This window comes from Anaeroplasma bactoclasticum (assembly GCF_003550015.1).
GTDB lineage: Bacteria > Bacillota_I > Bacilli_A > Acholeplasmatales > Anaeroplasmataceae > Anaeroplasma > Anaeroplasma bactoclasticum.
The window spans coordinates 1-17,409 of the sequence record NZ_QXEV01000037.1 but is presented as its reverse complement, the minus strand read 5'-3'; the positions used below and the strand labels follow the sequence as shown (position 1 = coordinate 17,409).

Annotated in this window: 17 protein-coding genes and 1 pseudogene; 15 read left to right on the top strand and 3 right to left on the bottom strand. The window is 28.0% G+C overall.

Going from position 1 to position 17,409, the window contains the following annotated elements:
- The 7 genes and pseudogenes from EI71_RS10265 to EI71_RS09200 form a co-directional block, all read left to right on the top strand.
- Positions 1 to 307, top strand: a pseudogene (locus tag EI71_RS10265) (hypothetical protein); the annotation flags it as partial.
- Positions 308 to 417: 110 nt separating this feature from the next.
- Entirely contained in the window at positions 418 to 1,596 is a 1,179-nt protein-coding gene (locus EI71_RS09225; protein ID WP_147387590.1) for a hypothetical protein, read from the top strand.
- 688 nt (positions 1,597 to 2,284) lie between these two features.
- Positions 2,285 to 4,030: an HTH-like domain-containing protein gene (locus tag EI71_RS09220; protein ID WP_425453581.1), complete on the top strand. Its 1,746-nt coding sequence runs from the start codon at positions 2,285 to 2,287 to the stop codon at positions 4,028 to 4,030.
- 12 nt (positions 4,031 to 4,042) lie between these two features.
- Positions 4,043 to 5,284: an LlaJI family restriction endonuclease gene (locus EI71_RS09215; RefSeq protein WP_119016951.1), complete on the top strand. Its 1,242-nt coding sequence runs from the start codon at positions 4,043 to 4,045 to the stop codon at positions 5,282 to 5,284.
- A 460-nt stretch (positions 5,285 to 5,744) separates the two neighbouring features.
- Positions 5,745 to 5,981 carry a hypothetical protein gene (locus EI71_RS09210; RefSeq protein WP_162849932.1) on the top strand — a complete coding sequence of 79 codons (237 nt, stop codon included), beginning with the start codon at positions 5,745 to 5,747 and terminating at the stop codon, positions 5,979 to 5,981.
- Positions 5,982 to 6,101: 120 nt separating this feature from the next.
- Positions 6,102 to 7,067, top strand: a complete 966-nt coding sequence (locus tag EI71_RS09205; protein WP_119016954.1) for a PDDEXK nuclease domain-containing protein — start codon at positions 6,102 to 6,104, stop codon at positions 7,065 to 7,067.
- Positions 7,068 to 7,120: 53 nt separating this feature from the next.
- Positions 7,121 to 8,092 carry a hypothetical protein gene (locus tag EI71_RS09200; protein WP_119016949.1) on the top strand — a complete coding sequence of 324 codons (972 nt, stop codon included), beginning with the start codon at positions 7,121 to 7,123 and terminating at the stop codon, positions 8,090 to 8,092.
- A gap of 152 nt (positions 8,093 to 8,244) precedes the next feature.
- On the opposite strand, the gene EI71_RS09195 is transcribed toward EI71_RS09200, so the two are convergent.
- Together EI71_RS09195 and EI71_RS09190 are read right to left on the bottom strand one after the other, a co-directional pair.
- Complete coding sequence (locus EI71_RS09195; RefSeq protein ID WP_162849931.1) at positions 8,245 to 8,547, bottom strand: type II toxin-antitoxin system RelE/ParE family toxin; 303 nt, start codon at positions 8,545 to 8,547, stop codon at positions 8,245 to 8,247.
- Positions 8,537 to 8,794, bottom strand: a complete 258-nt coding sequence (locus tag EI71_RS09190; protein WP_119016947.1) for a type II toxin-antitoxin system Phd/YefM family antitoxin — start codon at positions 8,792 to 8,794, stop codon at positions 8,537 to 8,539. The genes EI71_RS09195 and EI71_RS09190 overlap by 11 nt, the downstream gene beginning before the upstream one ends.
- Positions 8,795 to 9,184: 390 nt before the next feature.
- Between EI71_RS09190 and EI71_RS09185 the strand changes: the two genes are divergently transcribed.
- Positions 9,185 to 10,288 carry a GGDEF domain-containing protein gene (locus EI71_RS09185; RefSeq protein ID WP_162849930.1) on the top strand — a complete coding sequence of 368 codons (1,104 nt, stop codon included), beginning with the start codon at positions 9,185 to 9,187 and terminating at the stop codon, positions 10,286 to 10,288.
- A gap of 19 nt (positions 10,289 to 10,307) precedes the next feature.
- Here EI71_RS09185 and EI71_RS09180 read toward each other — a convergent pair whose 3' ends face one another.
- The gene (locus tag EI71_RS09180; protein WP_119016945.1) at positions 10,308 to 10,979 is read right to left on the bottom strand and encodes a hypothetical protein; all 672 of its coding nucleotides are present in this window, start codon (positions 10,977 to 10,979) and stop codon (positions 10,308 to 10,310) included.
- A 120-nt stretch (positions 10,980 to 11,099) separates the two neighbouring features.
- Between EI71_RS09180 and EI71_RS09175 the strand changes: the two genes are divergently transcribed.
- From EI71_RS09175 to hydF, 7 genes are all read left to right on the top strand, one after another.
- Positions 11,100 to 12,089, top strand: coding sequence for an ABC transporter ATP-binding protein (locus EI71_RS09175; RefSeq protein ID WP_119016944.1), 990 nt, complete (start codon positions 11,100 to 11,102; stop codon positions 12,087 to 12,089).
- Complete coding sequence (locus tag EI71_RS09170) at positions 12,083 to 12,913, top strand: ABC transporter permease (RefSeq protein ID WP_119016943.1); 831 nt, start codon at positions 12,083 to 12,085, stop codon at positions 12,911 to 12,913. The genes EI71_RS09175 and EI71_RS09170 overlap by 7 nt, the downstream gene beginning before the upstream one ends.
- Before the next feature lie 2 nt (positions 12,914 to 12,915).
- Entirely contained in the window at positions 12,916 to 13,710 is a 795-nt protein-coding gene (locus EI71_RS09165; RefSeq protein WP_119016942.1) for an ABC transporter permease, read from the top strand.
- Between the two features lie 152 nt (positions 13,711 to 13,862).
- Positions 13,863 to 14,117: a TM1266 family iron-only hydrogenase system putative regulator gene (locus tag EI71_RS09160; protein WP_119016941.1), complete on the top strand. Its 255-nt coding sequence runs from the start codon at positions 13,863 to 13,865 to the stop codon at positions 14,115 to 14,117.
- Positions 14,110 to 15,171 carry a [FeFe] hydrogenase H-cluster radical SAM maturase HydE gene (gene hydE / locus EI71_RS09155; RefSeq protein ID WP_119016940.1) on the top strand — a complete coding sequence of 354 codons (1,062 nt, stop codon included), beginning with the start codon at positions 14,110 to 14,112 and terminating at the stop codon, positions 15,169 to 15,171. Before EI71_RS09160 ends, hydE begins: the two co-directional genes overlap by 8 nt.
- A 5-nt stretch (positions 15,172 to 15,176) precedes the next feature.
- Complete coding sequence (gene hydG, locus EI71_RS09150) at positions 15,177 to 16,595, top strand: [FeFe] hydrogenase H-cluster radical SAM maturase HydG (protein WP_119016939.1); 1,419 nt, start codon at positions 15,177 to 15,179, stop codon at positions 16,593 to 16,595.
- An 11-nt stretch (positions 16,596 to 16,606) separates the two neighbouring features.
- Positions 16,607 to 17,409, top strand: an 803-nt coding sequence (gene hydF, locus EI71_RS09145) for a [FeFe] hydrogenase H-cluster maturation GTPase HydF (RefSeq protein WP_119016938.1), incomplete at its 3' end; no start/stop codon positions are given.

Here is a 17,409-nt window from a genome sequence, read left to right as displayed (position 1 = left end):
CAAGAAAAGATATGCCACCAAAAATAATCACACAGTATCAAATGTAAATCAGATTCATAGTGAACTATCAATTTTGATTTCAAAAAAGCATGGCATATCAACAAGACATCTTCAGGATTATTTAAACTGGCTTCTGTTCTTAAAGAAGATTAAATATAGAGTAAAGGCCGAGGCAAGAGTTTCATTTACTTATATGGAATCAATGAAACAAGTTCATACAATAGCGGTAAGAAATATAACTAAGCTTCCTATGCCTATTGATTTATATCAGGCCTATGGAGCATATCATTATGGAATTTTTTCTTAATTACCAACTTTTTGTTTGAACTTAGCAATTATTTTTATCAAAGAAATCAGGAGCATAATTGTAATGACATTTTTGTTTTATTTTCTAGTGTAGCTCGAAAATATGATAATTTGGATAAAATTGAGTCTTTTTTACGAGATGATGTCAAAATTGATAAAAACATAATAAAAAATTCGTGTGTGGCTCTAAATACAAATGTTATTGAGAAAAATGATATTAATGCTCAATTGATTTATTATTTAATACTAAAATCATCTAAAAGTAAGTATTTTGATTTTTTAAGCAAAGTAATTGATGAATCAATTAATAGATTTAAACAAAATATCTATGATTCTAAAACAGGCTTGGAAATGTTTAGTTATGATTATTTGACTGAAGGTAAGAATTTTGATGAATCTCTTTTTGATGTATTCGAATTAGATTTAAAGTCTAATTATATTAAAAATTTAGATTATTCGATGTTTTCTATTATGAATGATGCCGTTGATTATTATCTAGAAAACAATAAAACCGAAACTATGGTTGATAAAACTGTATGGAGGGTTAGAAAAGTTCTGAATGAAATAGATTTGCCTTCCTGCGTTGATGTTAGTGTTAATGAGATGAGACATGATGTTTCTTTTGGTGATATTTTTTTAATAGATGATAATTATTATATGGTAGGAAATCAATCTTGCGATATTGCAATTAGAGCAAATGGTACTAGAAGTGATTCATATGCAACATTGATTCCTATAGCCTTAGAAGATTATTCTGGTGATAAATTGAATAAGTATAAGGAATCTGTCACATCGAAAATTATGAAGAAGGAACTTGAAAAAGATACCGCTGCTTTTGAGAAAGCAATAGAAATAATTAAGCAAAAATTTGGCATTGTGTACAAAAAAAACGATCAGAAGAATTTAAAGGATCTTATTATGTATAATGATTGTGTTTATAGTGTTGAGTTTTCAAGTAAAAAAAGTATGATTTCATTACCTTTTTGGTGCTTAGATTGTGTTGTATGTAATTCAAAAGGCATTGTTGATTTTAATTATGATTCAAATGGACTTAGATTTCCAATGAAAAAAAGAATTGAAAGTGCAAAGGAAGAATTTGAAAAAATGAAAAATTTAAGTACTGCTGATGATTGGTCTTTTTTGTCAAATGTTTATTGTTCTGGGAAAAAAATTTCTCGTATTACTAGGATTGGGAAAATAAACTCTGATCTTTCAGATTCCTTATACAGTGAGTTTCTATCGCATAAATCACGTATATCAAAAGATAAAATCACTAGATTAACTAATTAATGAGTATTATTGTTCATTTTTTTTACAAAAGCAAAACTTTCTTGATATTATAAAAGTTTTGCTTTTAATTTTTCTATAAATTTGAGAAAAGCATTGATAAATATTTTAGTTATATGGATGTCTTTTTGAGATGTTTCTCAACGCAAACACGATATATTTTATAAAAACTCTAATGTTACTTTGCGTACATACAACTTGGAAAAATCAGATTTCGTTCTGATTACATTCGTCGGTAGATACATGTAGAGACGGTATGCCTTCTTTCCCATAAAAATTCTTAAAAAATAAGTCTAGTAAGTAATTATATATAATATAATTAAAGAGTTAGTTCGGTTACATGAATTAGCTCTTTTTTTGTTTAATTAAGGGCACTTTTAAAATACCATATAAACAAATAATGTATTTTTTTAGAATGTCATCAAAAACAAAATCAAATCGATGACCTTGTACTATGAAAGTATAAGGAATTTTGTTATACTTATAATAGTGTGTAAAAATGTTATTGAAAAGAGGAACAATTTAATGTTTTCTAAGGTTGATGATTCTCAAAAACAAAATAAAGAAAATGATATTACAAAAAAAGACAAGTTTTGGAATATAAAAAGAATAATAATGTATATTGTGAAGATAAAGCATTAGCTACTTATTTAAGACAAAGAATATCAAAAGCTTTAGAAGTGAAAGATAAATTAAGTCTATCAATAGTTATGATAAAGTTGTAGGGATTCATTTGTTTGGTATAGAGTGTGGACCTTGTATAAGAAAGAATAAATATAATGTTAACGATATAGTTAAATCGGCAGGGATAAACGATTCGTATTTTGTTGAAATTAATAAAGGTATTAAATTATCAAATTATGTTTATCCCAAAAAGAATAATGGCACTGATGATTTTTTTATAAATCCAGAAGACAAAGAATCCATTGCTGAATTTGACATAATGAATCATAATCTTTATGGTATTCATATAACTTATAAGAATGACGCATTATCTGAAAATAATCCACATATTTGCATTGGATGGGCAAGTATGGGAGATTTATCAAACTATACGAATAAAGCTGAAATGGCTGCCAAATATAATGAAACATGGCCTGATGCTAAGCCTATGACAAAAGCACAAAATGTTGGTCAATTAAATAGATTTGTTAATGAAGCAAAAATTGGTGATTATGTGTTATTTATTGATAATAAAATAAGCATAGGAGTTATCGAGAGTGATTATTTTTATAATAACGTTTCCTATGAAGAGCAAGCTCCAGATTATGTAAATTATAGAAAAGTAAAATGGATAAAAAAAGACATTGACAGATCTGTTTTTTCAAGATCTATGAGAAATTCCATGGGCTCAGCTATGTCATTCTTTAAATTGAATGATTATAGAAGCGTCATTCTAGATATTTTAAAAGACTCATATATTGCAGATGACACAGATTTTAATGATGATTCCATAGTAACTGAAATTACAAACGTAGATTATTCTTTTGAAAATAAATCAGGTATCAACCTAATTGTGTATGGAACACCAGGTTGCGGCAAAAGTTACTATGTTCAACACACTCTATTAATGAAAGGTGGATATAGGTTTGATGACGAGGGAGCAAACTGTTTAGATGCAATTAGAACAACATTTTTCCAGGATTATACAAATACAGATTTTGTTGGACAAATAATGCCAGTTATTAATCCAGACAAGTCGGTAACATATGAATTTAATCCAGGACCATTTACACTTGCTTTGAATAAAGCCATTCAAAACCCTGATAGACCTATTGCTTTAGTAATAGAAGAATTAAATAGAGGTAATGCTGCCAGTATTTTTGGTGATATTTTCCAATTATTAGATAGAGAAAATGGAGTAAGTGTTTATAATATTACAAACGTAAATGTTCAAAAATATTTAGAAGCACAAAATCCAACAATGAAGTTTGATTACATAAAATTGCCTTCAAATTTAAGTATTTTTGCGACTATGAATACTAGTGATCAAAATGTATTTACTTTAGATACTGCATTTAAACGTCGTTGGAAATTTGAAAAGATAAGAAATGATTTTTCTGATAATCATGATTTTAAAAACTATTATATTCCTGGTATGGACATGGATTGGCAAGAATTCTGTGAATCAATTAATGAATTTATTACAAATAGTGATGATTTCATTAATTCTGAGGACAAACAATTAGGTGTTTATTTTGTGGATAAAAATGGATTGAGAAAAGAAAAGACTGATCCATCTTCGGAAACATCAAGAAAAGAATTTGCTTTTAAAGTGTTTGAATATTTATGGGATGATGTTGCAAAATATGACAGAAAAAAATGGTTTAATGATTTAAAAACATTAGACGATTTAATAGATAAATATGTTGAAAAAGGTTCAGATGAATCATCTGGAGTAGAAGTATTTAATAAAGGCATTTTTGATAAGAAATAGGAGTGATTACCTATGCAAAATGTTAATGCATGGCCAGTTACAGGAAAAATAGATGATTCTTTTATTGGCATAAAGATAAAGAATAATAGAATTGATTTTTATTACCCTGAAACATATGATATTTCACAACAAGGTAATTTAAGTTCTTTTAGAGAAGATGTCTTATCTATTCTTAGAACGATAAATATTGCTAAGACTTTAACTGCCGATAAAGCAAAAGTTGAAACAAATCTAGCCGATAGTAATGCATTTGCTTTATTATCATATTTGTGGATTATAAACGATTATTTGTCAAATGGTATATATATCAATAGAGAAAAGGTTTTTAAGAATAATCAAAGAGGAAGAATCAATTGGAAAAGAACTTTAAGGAATCAACCTATTATTTCTAATGGTAATGTTATTTATAATAATATTGTTGTAGAAACAAGAAATAATATGGATAATTTGATGGTGGATATACACAAGTATTGCGTAAAGAAAAGTATTGAGTTTATCGGATGGTTATTTAATTTGAATTCTACTAGAATTGAGACTAAACCGTTCAATGAAACAATTCAGAAAGTGTATATTGCTGCCCTTAGACAAGAAATTGATAAAACTTTTGATGATTATAAAAAATTAAGGCTTAATCATATGTTAAAGGTTATAAAAGGTCTTGATGGTAACAATAATGAAAATGAATTTGTATATGGTGTAGATTCATATTATTACATTTTTGAGAGAATGGTTGATTCTATCTTTGGTAATCAAAAAGATTTAAAAGCTTTTAATCCGAAGGCAAATTGGTATTTAGTAGAAGATTCTTTTAAAGAACATCCGAGTTCTGAATTAAGACCAGATTCTATATTAATTAAAGGCGATATTGCATATATAATGGACTCTAAGTATTATAGATATGGATTCACTAAAGAATTTAATGATTTACCTGAAACTTCATCAATTCAAAAGCAAATAACATATGGTGATTATTTGAAGCGTAATAATAAAGCCAATGTTAAAGATATTAGAAATGCATTTATTCTTCCTTATAATATGAATAAAAATAGTTTTGGAACTAATGAATTAATTCATTATATTGGCTATTCAAAGGCGGAATGGAAGGATAATAAAGAGAATAATCATGAGTCAATCTATGCATTTTTAGTTGATACAAAGCATATTATTACTCATTGGAATAATAATCATCATGAAGATGAAATAAATGAATTAATTGATAAAATTGAGAGTGCTATTAAAGAGAAAGAAAACTAGATAATATGACTTTAAGTAACAAATGTAAAATAGTCAGATTATTAATAGAATATCCTGGTTTAACAGTCATTTTTACTAGACTTATTTTTAATAAAATCTTTCCGGGAATTTCATATCACGCGTCGAAACAGTCTGCTTACTAAATCGTAGAAATGACTAAAAATAGCAAAAAATAAGGTAAAAATAGGTGATTTTGACCAAAATAAGGTTGAAATCACCTTTTTCTTTTGAACAAATATAAAAATTTTCTTTGCCTATATTTGGAAAATGAGCTGGTATCGTAACCGAACCTGGTAACAGTGGCAAGATGTTTGAATAGATGGAAAAAGAATAAAAATATAGTAAAATGGCTTAATACCAATAGATATTGTAATAGTATATGTAGCACCTTTTTGACTTGTTCAGTATTATGTGTTGATATGGTACAATAGATGAATTTGATGAAGATGTATTTGAAGCATTGATTAAAAAGGTAGTTGTAGGTGGATTAGATGATGATGGAAATAAAATCCATCATATGCTAACATTTGTATTTTCTGGGGATAGAAAAACAAATGGATATAAAACTAATTATATAGTAATAGATTCATTTGATATGCCTGTTGATTTCTATGAATTTGTTAAAAATGAATATGGTGTAAATAAGAAAAGAATAATTAATTCCATTCCTATTAGAATAGCGGTAGAAAATGAATAAATTTGATGAAACCATTATCATGTTATGGTATAATAAATTTGATTTTTAGGACGGTGGATTACATTGAAAGATAATGATGTAAAAATTGTAAATGATGATTCAATTACAGATATTGTTAAGATGATTGAAACACATAGAGAAAATGCATATCGTAAAGTAAATGAAGAATTAGTAACTATGTATTATGAAATAGGTAAATATCTATCAGAAAAAGTTTCATCTGAAAAATGGGGCTCTAAGGTTATAGATAATATAGCTAATGGGATAAATAATAAGTATCCAACACTAAAGGGCTTTGATAATCGTGGATTATATAGAATGATGCAATTTTATGATACTTATAAGGATAATGAAATTGTGTCACCACTGGTGTCACAAATTAGTTGGACTAATAATTTAATAATATTTTCGCATAAATCAACAATAGAAGAAAAAGAATTTTATATTAGATTATGTATAAAAAATAATTATTCTAAAAGAGAATTGGAACGCCAAATAGCTAGTCATTATTATGAAAGATATATATTGTCTGCAGGTAATGAACTAGAAAGTACTACTGCACTTGTTGGAGAAGATGATTATCCTAATACTAGAATATTAGATCAATATTCATTAGAATTTTTAGATTTACCTAATAATTATAAAGAAAAAGATTTACAAAGTGCTATTGTAGATAATTTAAAGGACTTTATATTAGAGATAGGTAAAGATTTTTCATTCATTGGAAAAGAATATCGTGTGCAAGTTGGAAATCATGACTATTATATAGATTTATTATTTTATAATAGATATTTAAAATGTTTAGTAGCTTTTGAATTGAAGGTTGATGAATTTAAACCAGAATTTGTTTCTAAAATGAATTTTTATCTAGAAGCATTAGATAGGCAAGAAAAGAAAGCTAATGAGAATCCTAGTGTAGGTATTATATTATGTACATCAAAAGATGATACAGTAGTTGAATATGCACTATCTAGAAGCATATCACCTACTTCAGTTGCAGAATATAGCACGAAATTAATAGATAAAAAGTTATTAGAGAACAAATTAAATGAGATAAGAGGAATTTTAAGTAATGAAGAGGATTAGTTGTCTAATCCTTTTTAACTATAGTACCAAACGTTAGAAAACATATCGATTTTATGATATTAACAAGTTGTGGTGAAGAAACTCAAAATGGTACTGAGCAAACTAAGCATAATTCAAATGAATATACATTATACACAGATAACAATATAGTTGAAAATGATGTCATTAAAATTGAAGTTGATTCAAGCATCTATAGTCTAAATAATTTTTCTTTAACTGTCACAGTAATAGTTACAAATAAAGAATATAAAACTAACAGCTATGATATAAAAAACTATACTTTAATAAAAGAATCTACTGGGGCTACATACACTGTTGGTACAATGTTTTCTATCCCTAAGCTACAAATAGATGCAGAATTGAGTAAAAGTCTTAGTCTTTCTTCAACAATACCAACTTCAATAAAAGATGATCAATATAAAATGTCATTTGATGTGAATGAATATAAAATAACATATTATTTATATGAAACACCAGATGAATTAAGAGCTGATAGAAAAATATCATATAATATATCAGGTGCAATTGTACACGAAGAAATAATTAAAGATAAAAGAAAACTAGAAACTAAATATGTATATGAATCTAATGATAATTTATATTATTGTGATACTTGGTATACAGATTCAAGCTTTAAAACTCAATTTAATTCATACAATCCAATAACTGAAGATACTATGCTATATGGTAGAAATCAAAGTAATATATCATGGAGTACTTTATATAGTGATAAATATTCATTTGTATCAGGAGTTAATCATGTACCATCTAATAAAGTATTAGTGATTCCATCACAATATCTAGGTAAGGATATATGCCTTAGCAACTATGCAATCTATAATATAACAGTAGATAAGATTTACGTTCCTAAAACAGTTCGTGTTGTATATGGAGGTAATTTCTTAAATATTGGTAATGCAAATATATACTATGAAGGTACAGAAGACGAATGGAAGGCACTATTCTATATTAGCTTAGATATTGTAACAAAAAATGTTTATTATAATACTAAGTATAATGGATAAATATTCCATAGAAAAAACAATAAGTTTTGATATTTTTAAAAAATATATTTTATAATCTAAATAGGAGTAAAATAGGCTTTTCTTTTTCCGAATGAGGGATAGAGGCGAGTACTTAAAATATAAAACCAACCTAAACTATAATGAGGTTGGTTTTAAATGTTTATAAGTTCTGATAAATCTCTTTTATTATAAATTATTCTTAGTACTACAATAGTATTACTTTCTATAACATAGTATAAATTATAATTATCAATAATTGCTTTTCTAGTATTTCTATTTCTCACGTATTCATTCTCTAATAATGGATAGCTTAGCGGGAAAGCAATTATATTATTAAATACTTTATTAAATAAGTCATTAGCAGCTTGAAAATTGCATAATTTATTAGAAATGTAATCTAATATTTCATCTAAATCATTTTCTGCTTTGTCAGTAAATTTAAATTTAGAATCCATATTTAGCCTTCATTTCATTTAAAACTAAATTACCATCTTTTGTTTTATCATTTTCTAAATCTTTTAATCCTTCATTAATTGCTTTTGCTTCATAAACATCATTCATTAATCTTTCGAAGCATTCAATATCCATTACAACTAATTTACCATAACCATTTTTAGTCACAAAAACAGGTGCTTTAATTTCACTACACATTTTTTCAATTTTTACTGTATCTTTTAAATCTCTCATTGGAACTATTTTCATACCAATTGCCTCCTTGTGGCTATATTATAACATATATTTAGCCACAAAGTAATATTGTTATAAACAGATGACTTCTGGTAGACCTTTATATTTTGTATATTTAAAGAATAAATTATTACAAATTTATTAATTCACATGATTATGATGAATGTGATAAAGCAATAAGGAGAATATCATTTAGATTAAAAGTAATTTTTTATTCTTTTAAATGGTTAAATTATTGATTTATCATATAGTTTTTGAGATTATATTTTAAAAAATACAATTTTTATAGTATAATTAATAATGATACATAAATTATAATTAAATGAATAATTCAATTCTAATTTATTTAAACTATATAAAAATAAAATAGAAGAATTGCTCTTTAATTGCTTGGAGGTGACCCAATTGGATGTATTTTTAGATTATTTAATACAAAACTGGGCCTTAATATTAGTATTACTAGCTTTCGTAGTAATGCTTATAATTACAGTATTCCTAGATAAAAAAACAATAATAAGAATGTATGTATTAATCGCAGTTGTATTTGCATTATCTATTAGTGTATTCTTTGAATTCCATTTGGCAGATCTAAATCAAATGACAAATGTAAGAATTGTACTTGTTGCGATTAGATATAGTACAATTCCAATTATTATTTCATTAATACTATTTGCATTAGTAAAAAGAACACAGTGGTATGTAACTATTCCTGCACTCTTACTTACAGTAATTAACGTAGTATCTATATTTACTGGAATTGTATTTAGTATTGATGCAGAAGGAAACCTAAGACGTGGAGTATTAGGTTACCTACCATATGTAGGTGTAGGTGCATACTGTGCATTCTTGATTTATATTTTAATTAAACAAAGTAACCGCCAAGCATCCGAAATCATTCCAATAATATTCTTAGCATTCTCCTTTGCTACAGGATTATTATTTCCATTTATTATTGGTAAAGAATATTCTAAAATATTCTGTACAACAGTAGCTATTGCACTCTTTGTATATTATGTATTCTTAATATTACAATTAACAAAAAAGGATGCATTAACAGGAGTTTTAAACCGTCAAGCTTTCTATTCTACCGCTCATAACAATAATAAAGATATAACTGGTGTTATATCTATAGATATGAATGGCTTAAAGAAAATTAATGATACCTTAGGTCACTTAGCTGGGGATGAGGCAATTATTGCAGTTTCATCTTGCTTTACTAAGGCTACTAAATTTAAACAATCGGTTTATAGAATTGGTGGAGATGAATTTATTATTCTTTGTAAAAAGACATCAGAAGAAGAATTATTAAAAATAATATCTGATATAAAGAAGATGGTATTCTCTACAAGATATAGTATTTCTATTGGCTATAGCTTTCGATCAGATGAAACGAAAGATTTTGATGAAATGATTAAAGATTCTGATTTAATGATGTATGAGGATAAAGCAGCATATTATAAACAAAAGGAAATAAAAGAAGAACAAGAAGAAAAGACTGTTGAAGTGTGATTGCTTCAACAGTCTTTCTTTATTTACTTTCTTTATTGAAATATAGGATTAAGAAGAATACCATACATATTTCACCAAACATAGATATTAAAAACATAAAATCATTCATCTTTATAATTGGTGGTAGCATGGAGAAGAAAAACATTAATCCTCCAGATAATAATAAATGAATATTCTTACTTTTAATTAATTTATATATACCTACTACAATTAAAGGTATTACAGCTAAAATATTAATGACAGTTGGAATAGTATTTATTGCTTTATTTGTTAATTCTTTATTTACAGTTAATCTAGATATACCTGCAAAATTAATTACTTCATAAGAAGTAAATATGATGCATATTATACCTAGAATAATAAATAATGATGTAGTAATATATACAGCAATTTTAAATGGCTTTTTCAGATTAATAGTTAATATACTAATAATAAATAATAATGGAACTAAGGTTGCATGAAGTATAAATCTTACTTTACTTAAAAACATTATATTGGATGCATCTACTATTGTGCCTAGGCTTGTAATAAATGCATCATAGAATAATCCAAATGTTATTAGTGTAACTAATAATATGAATAATGATTTTGTTTTAATGGATTTATATATTAAATAAATAAGCAGTAATAGCTCAATTCCACTAATAATCCATACGGTTGGACCTGATATGTTATAAAATAAATCGTACATAGACACTCTCCTTCAACTTCCTTCATTATAACAAAATATAGTATTAGATTAAAGAATACTATTTATTTAATGATATTGTTTGGTATAATGATACATATTGTTGTAAATGTGGGTGATGTTATGATTGAAGTTAAAGATTTAACAAAGGAATTTAAAAAGCCAATACGTAAAGAAGGCGTATTTGGCATGTTTAAAACCTTATTTTCAAGAAAATATGAAACAAAGGTTGCAGTCAATCATATTAATTTTACAATTCATGATGGAGAGATTGTAGGCTATATTGGTTCTAATGGTGCAGGAAAATCTACTTCCATTAAAATGATGTGTGGTATTTTAACTCCAACTGGTGGAAATGTATTAATTGATGGAATTGAACCAAACAAAAAAAGAAAGGTAGTAGCTTCTAAAATAGGAGTTGTCTTTGGTCAAAAAACACAGCTTTGGTGGGATATACCTTTAATTGAAAGCTTTAAGGTATTAAAAGAGGTTTATCTGGTACCTGATGAGGATTATAAGGAAAGATTAGAATTCTTATCCGATACACTAGGCTTAAATGAATTTATGAATCAACCAGTAAGAACATTATCTTTAGGTCAAAGAATGAGAGCGGACTTAGCCGCAAGCTGGCTACATAATCCTAAAATCTTATTCTTAGATGAGCCAACCATTGGCTTAGATGTATTAGTTAAAGAAAAAATAAGAAAAGCGATTAAGACTATGAATCAAAAATATCATACGACGGTAATCCTTACAACGCATGATATGCAGGATGTAGAGGATTTATGTAGTCGTATTATTATGATTGAAAAGGGAAATATTATTTATGATGGACCTTTAAAGGATATTAAATATCGCTTTGGTGATTTAAGAACATTAACTATTAAAACGAAAGAAGAATATAAAATAGAGGAATTAAATACCTTTGATAATAGAGTTTCTTATCAAGAAAATGAGGATTCTTTAGTTTTACAGTTTAATGCCGATAAAATAGATATTAAGGATGTTATTGATTATTGTTTCCATAAGTTATCGGCATCTGATTTAAAAATATCTGAAATATCTATTGAGGATGTTGTTAAAAACCTACTCGAGGAGGCAGAAAAATGCTAAGAAAGTATAAGCCCTTCTTGAAGGCTGGAGCGATGGGTGCTTTTGCATATAGATCTGCAATATTTACTTGGCTATTTATCTCTATTTTACAAATCATATGTGTTGTATTCTTATGGGTTGCAGTATATCAAAATAGTCCGGATGGAGTAGATTCAGTTATTAATGGATTTACATTTAAGGAAATGATTGTATATACCGTATTTGTAAATATTTTTGGATTTGCAACACTTGGTGGAGATACCTTATTTATCATTAATGAGGATATCAAAAAGGGAACGATAGATTTGGCTTTTACAAAGCCTATATCTTATCGTTTTAGATTATTAAGTGAAAATTTAGGTAATTTATTTGCAGTAAATTTAATGATAGGAATTCCAGGATTTACTATCGCATTTATTGTATTTGCATCTATTGGCTTTATTACAATTACACCAGTTTCACTTTTAATATCTATTGCTTTATTTATATTAGCTCAGTTTATTGCAAATTTATTAAATGATACCATTAATTATATTTGTGGAGTATTATGCTTTTACACATCCTCTGGATGGGGAATAAATCAAGCTAAGGAAATTATTGTAAGCTTTTTATGTGGTAGGCTATTACCACTTGCCTTCTTCCCAGGAATATTTGGTTTAGTTATTAACTATTTACCATTTGCAGGAATATCCTATTATCCTGTATTAATACTAATTGGGAAGGTTGATTTGTTAACTTCAATCCACTATGTTGGATTTTCATTATGCTGGTTAATATTATTAAATATATTTGCAAAGCTATTATTTAATCATGCCAGCAAAAAAATTACAGTACAGGGAGGATAAAAATGGCACACTATATTCATTTATATTTTTCCTATATGAAAAGATCCTTTATATCTCGTATGGAATATAAAAAGGATACCTTCATTGCGATGATGGGCTTTTTCATTGAAAATGCCGCATCTATTGCAAGTATCTATTTTATTGTAAATTCTATACCATCCTTAAATGGATGGACCATTTGGCAGGTAGGATTCTTATATGGATTTGTAATGATTCCAAGAGGAATAGACCATATGTTTACAGATGAGCTATGGCGCCTAGCCTATTTTAGAGTAAGGAATGGAGATTTGGATATGTATTTTTTGCGCCCTATTCCAGTATTATTCCAAGTATTATCTGAAACATTCCAACCCGATGCCTTTGGTGAATTAATTGTAGGTACAGTAATGCTAGTTGTATGTGGAATTATGTCTAATGTACAAGTATCATTTTCTATTATCTTATTATTTATAGTAGCAAGTATTTTTGGTGCATTAATTATTACATCCTTAAAAATACTTACAACATCCTTCTCTTTTACAATGAAAAGAAGTGGACCACTTGTTCAGGTCGTATATAATTTTATGGATTATGTGAAATATCCTATTTCTATATTCCCTGAAATTATAAAGAATATGCTTTTATTCGCTATTCCATTTGGAGTATTTATATCACTACCTGTAGATACATTATATTTTAATTTTTATAATCCATATTTATTAATGCTATGGATTATAGGAGTAGCTATTGTTTTCTTTATTATCTCTATCTTCATTTGGAAGATTAATGAAAGAAAATATGAGTCTACAGGAAGCTAGTTTAAACTTGACAAAGAATATTTTATAATATATTATTTTGATGTCCTGAGGGAAAGTTTTTTCTGACCTAAAGTGCAGCAAAATAAATGAATTAACTTTAGTTTTTTTTGACTGCGCAGTGGCGTAGTCTTTTATTTTTATAGGAGGTTAAAATGGAAAATAAAGAAACACGAGTTGCAGTTATTGGTATTATTGTTGAAAAAAGAGACAGTGTAGATGCACTAAACCACATTTTAACAGAATACAGTGACTATATTATTGGAAGAATGGGACTACCATATTCAAAGAAGAAAATTAACTGTATCACAGTAATTATTGATGCAGAACAAAATGTAATCAATAGCTTATGCGGTAAGCTTGGCAGATTAGATGGTGTATCCTCTAAGGCGGCTTTCAGTAATGTATAAAGAGCTATTAGATAAGCTATATAAATATCACGAACTATCTTATTTAGAATATTTAGAATTAATAAAAAATAGGGATGAAGTAAGAGATTATGCAAGCTTACTTGCAAGTAAAACTTGCATGAAATATTACGGAAATAAAATATATATAAGAGGCCTAATTGAGTTTACCAATTATTGTAAAAATAATTGTTATTACTGTGGAATTAGGGCATCTAATAAAGTAGCGGAAAGATATAGACTTTCTAAAGAAGAAATCATAGAATGCGCAAATATTGGCTATGATCTAGGGTTTCGTACCTTTGTTTTACAGGGTGGAGAGGATTCATATTTTACCGATGATATTTTAGTAAGTATTATTAAAGAAATAAAAGCTTTACATAGTGATTGTGCAATAACTTTATCTATTGGAGAAAGAAGTAAGGAAAGCTATAAAAGATTAAAGGAAGCTGGGTGTGATAGATATTTACTTCGCCATGAAACAATAGATAAAAATCATTATGAGCTACTTCACCCAAAGAATATGAGCTATTTCAATAGAATGGAATGTATCAAAAATTTAAAGGAATTAGGATACCAGCTTGGAGTAGGCTTTATGGTTGGTTCTCCAAACCAAACAATAGAAATGCTTGCGGAAGAGATGGTATTTTTAAAACAACTTAATCCAGCTATGGTTGGAATAGGTCCTTTTATTCCTCATAAGGATACTCCATTTAAAGATAAAAATAGCGGGAATGCTGAGCTTACAACATTTTTGTTATCTCTTATAAGGCTAACATTGCCAGGTGTGCTGCTACCGGCAACGACTGCACTAGCTACGATAGATAAAGAGGGAAGAGAAAAGGGAATATTAGCTGGAGCTAATGTTTTAATGCCGAATCTATCGCCTTTAGGTGTAAGAAAAAAATATTTGCTTTATGACAATAAAGTCTGTATGGGTGAGGAGGCAGCATCTTGTATTAGATGCTTAAAGAAAAGACTATCTAAAATAGATAGAGAAATCGTCACCGATAGGGGAGATTATGCCCTAATGAATAGGGTACTTGAAAGGGAATAAACAAAATGGATTACAATGTAAAATCAATGAAGGCAGAAGAATTTATCAACCACGAGGAAATCTTAGAAACAATTAAGTATGCAAATAATCATAAGGATGATTTAAAGCTTGTGGATGAAATTTTAGCTAAAGCGAAATTAAGAAAAGGATTAACACACAAGGAAGCAAGTGTATTACTTGCTTGTAGTGATAGTGAAAAGGTCAAAGAAATATATGACCTTGCAGAACAAATAAAAAAGGATTTCTATGGAAATCGTATTGTTTTATTTGCACCACTATATTTATCGAATTATTGTATAAATGGATGTCTATACTGTCCATATCATTTAAAGAATAAGCATATTCCAAGAAAAAAGCTTACTCAAGAGGAAGTAAAAAAAGAAGTTATTGCACTTCAGGATATGGGACATAAAAGACTTGCGATTGAAGCAGGAGAGGACCCAGAAAATAATCCAATAGAATATATCTTAGATTGTATTAAAACAATTTATTCAATTAAGCATAAAAATGGTGCGATTCGTCGTGTCAATGTAAATATTGCAGCTACTACTGTAGAAAATTATAAAAAGCTTAAGGATGCTGGAATAGGAACATATATCTTATTCCAAGAAACTTATCATAAAGAAAATTATGAAAGATTACACCCAACTGGCCCTAAGCATAATTATGCATACCATACGGAAGCTATGGATAGAGCCATGGAGGGTGGAATTGATGATGTAGGTATTGGTGTATTATTTGGTTTAGATAATTACCAATATGAATTTGCAGGACTTTTGATGCATGCAGAGCATTTAGAGGCAGTACATGGAGTTGGTCCACATACAATTAGTGTACCTAGAGTAAAAAGAGCTGATGATATTGACCCTAATGAATTTGATAACTCCTTAAGTGATGAAATGTTTTGTAAAATTGCAGCCTGCATCCGTATTGCAGTACCATATACAGGAATGATTATTTCTACTCGTGAAACAAAAGAGGTAAGAGAAAAAATTATTCGCTTAGGTGTAAGCCAGATCTCTGGTGCTTCTCGTACCTCTGTTGGAGGATATGCAGAAAAAGAGCGTCCTCATGATACCGAGCAATTTGATGTATCGGATAACAGAACCCTAGATGAGGTTGTCAACTGGTTGATGAGGGCAGGTTATATTCCATCCTTTTGTACAGCTTGCTATAGAGAGGGAAGAACTGGAGATAGATTTATGGCACTATGTAAATCTGGTCAAATTCAAAATTGCTGTCATCCCAATGCTTTAATGACCTTAAAGGAATTCTTACTAGATTATGCAAGCTTAGATACTAAAGAAATAGGTAATAAGCTAATTGAAAAGGAAATCAATAATATTCCAAAGGAAAATGTAAGAAGAATAGTTAAAGAAAGATTAGTTAAAATAGAAGAAGGAGATAGAGATTTCCGCTTCTAAGGGAGGTATAAATGAGCTTAAATGATACGGTATCTGCAGAAAGAATCCATATTGGCTTCTTTGGGTTACGAAATGCTGGAAAAAGTAGCTTAGTAAATAAAATTACAAATCAAGAAATGTCTTTAGTAAGTGATATTAAAGGTACTACTACAGACCCTGTAAAAAAGAGTATGGAATTACTTCCCTTAGGTCCTGTTACAATTATAGATACACCAGGCTTTGATGACTATGGCCCTTTAGGTGAATTAAGAGTTAAAAGAACAAAGAAAATGCTAAATATATGTGATATATCTATCCTTGTTACAGAAAATTTAAAATTAACAGAAGAGGAAATAGAATTATTAAATGTAATAAAGGATAAGAATATCCCTTATTTAATTGTTCATAATAAAATGGATTTATTAGGTTCTATTCCAAATAATTTAGATAATGAAATCTATATAAGTACAAATAATAATATTGGAATAGAAGAATTAAAAATAGCTATAGGTAAATTAAATCCTAATAAAAAAGAAATCCATTTCATTTCTGATTTTGTTAAAGAAGGAGATACTGTCATCCTTGTAACTCCTATAGATTCTTCTGCCCCAAAGGGAAGAATGATCTTACCAGAACAGCTTGCGATAAGAGATTTATTAGATAAGAATGCCATTGCTTTAGTCACTCAAGTAGAAACATTAAAAGCTACTTTAGATAATTTAAAAAATAAACCAGTAATGGTAGTTACAGATTCTCAGGCATTTTCATCTGTTATGAAAATAGTGCCTATAGATCTCCCTTTAACATCATTTTCTATTTTAATGGCAAGATATAA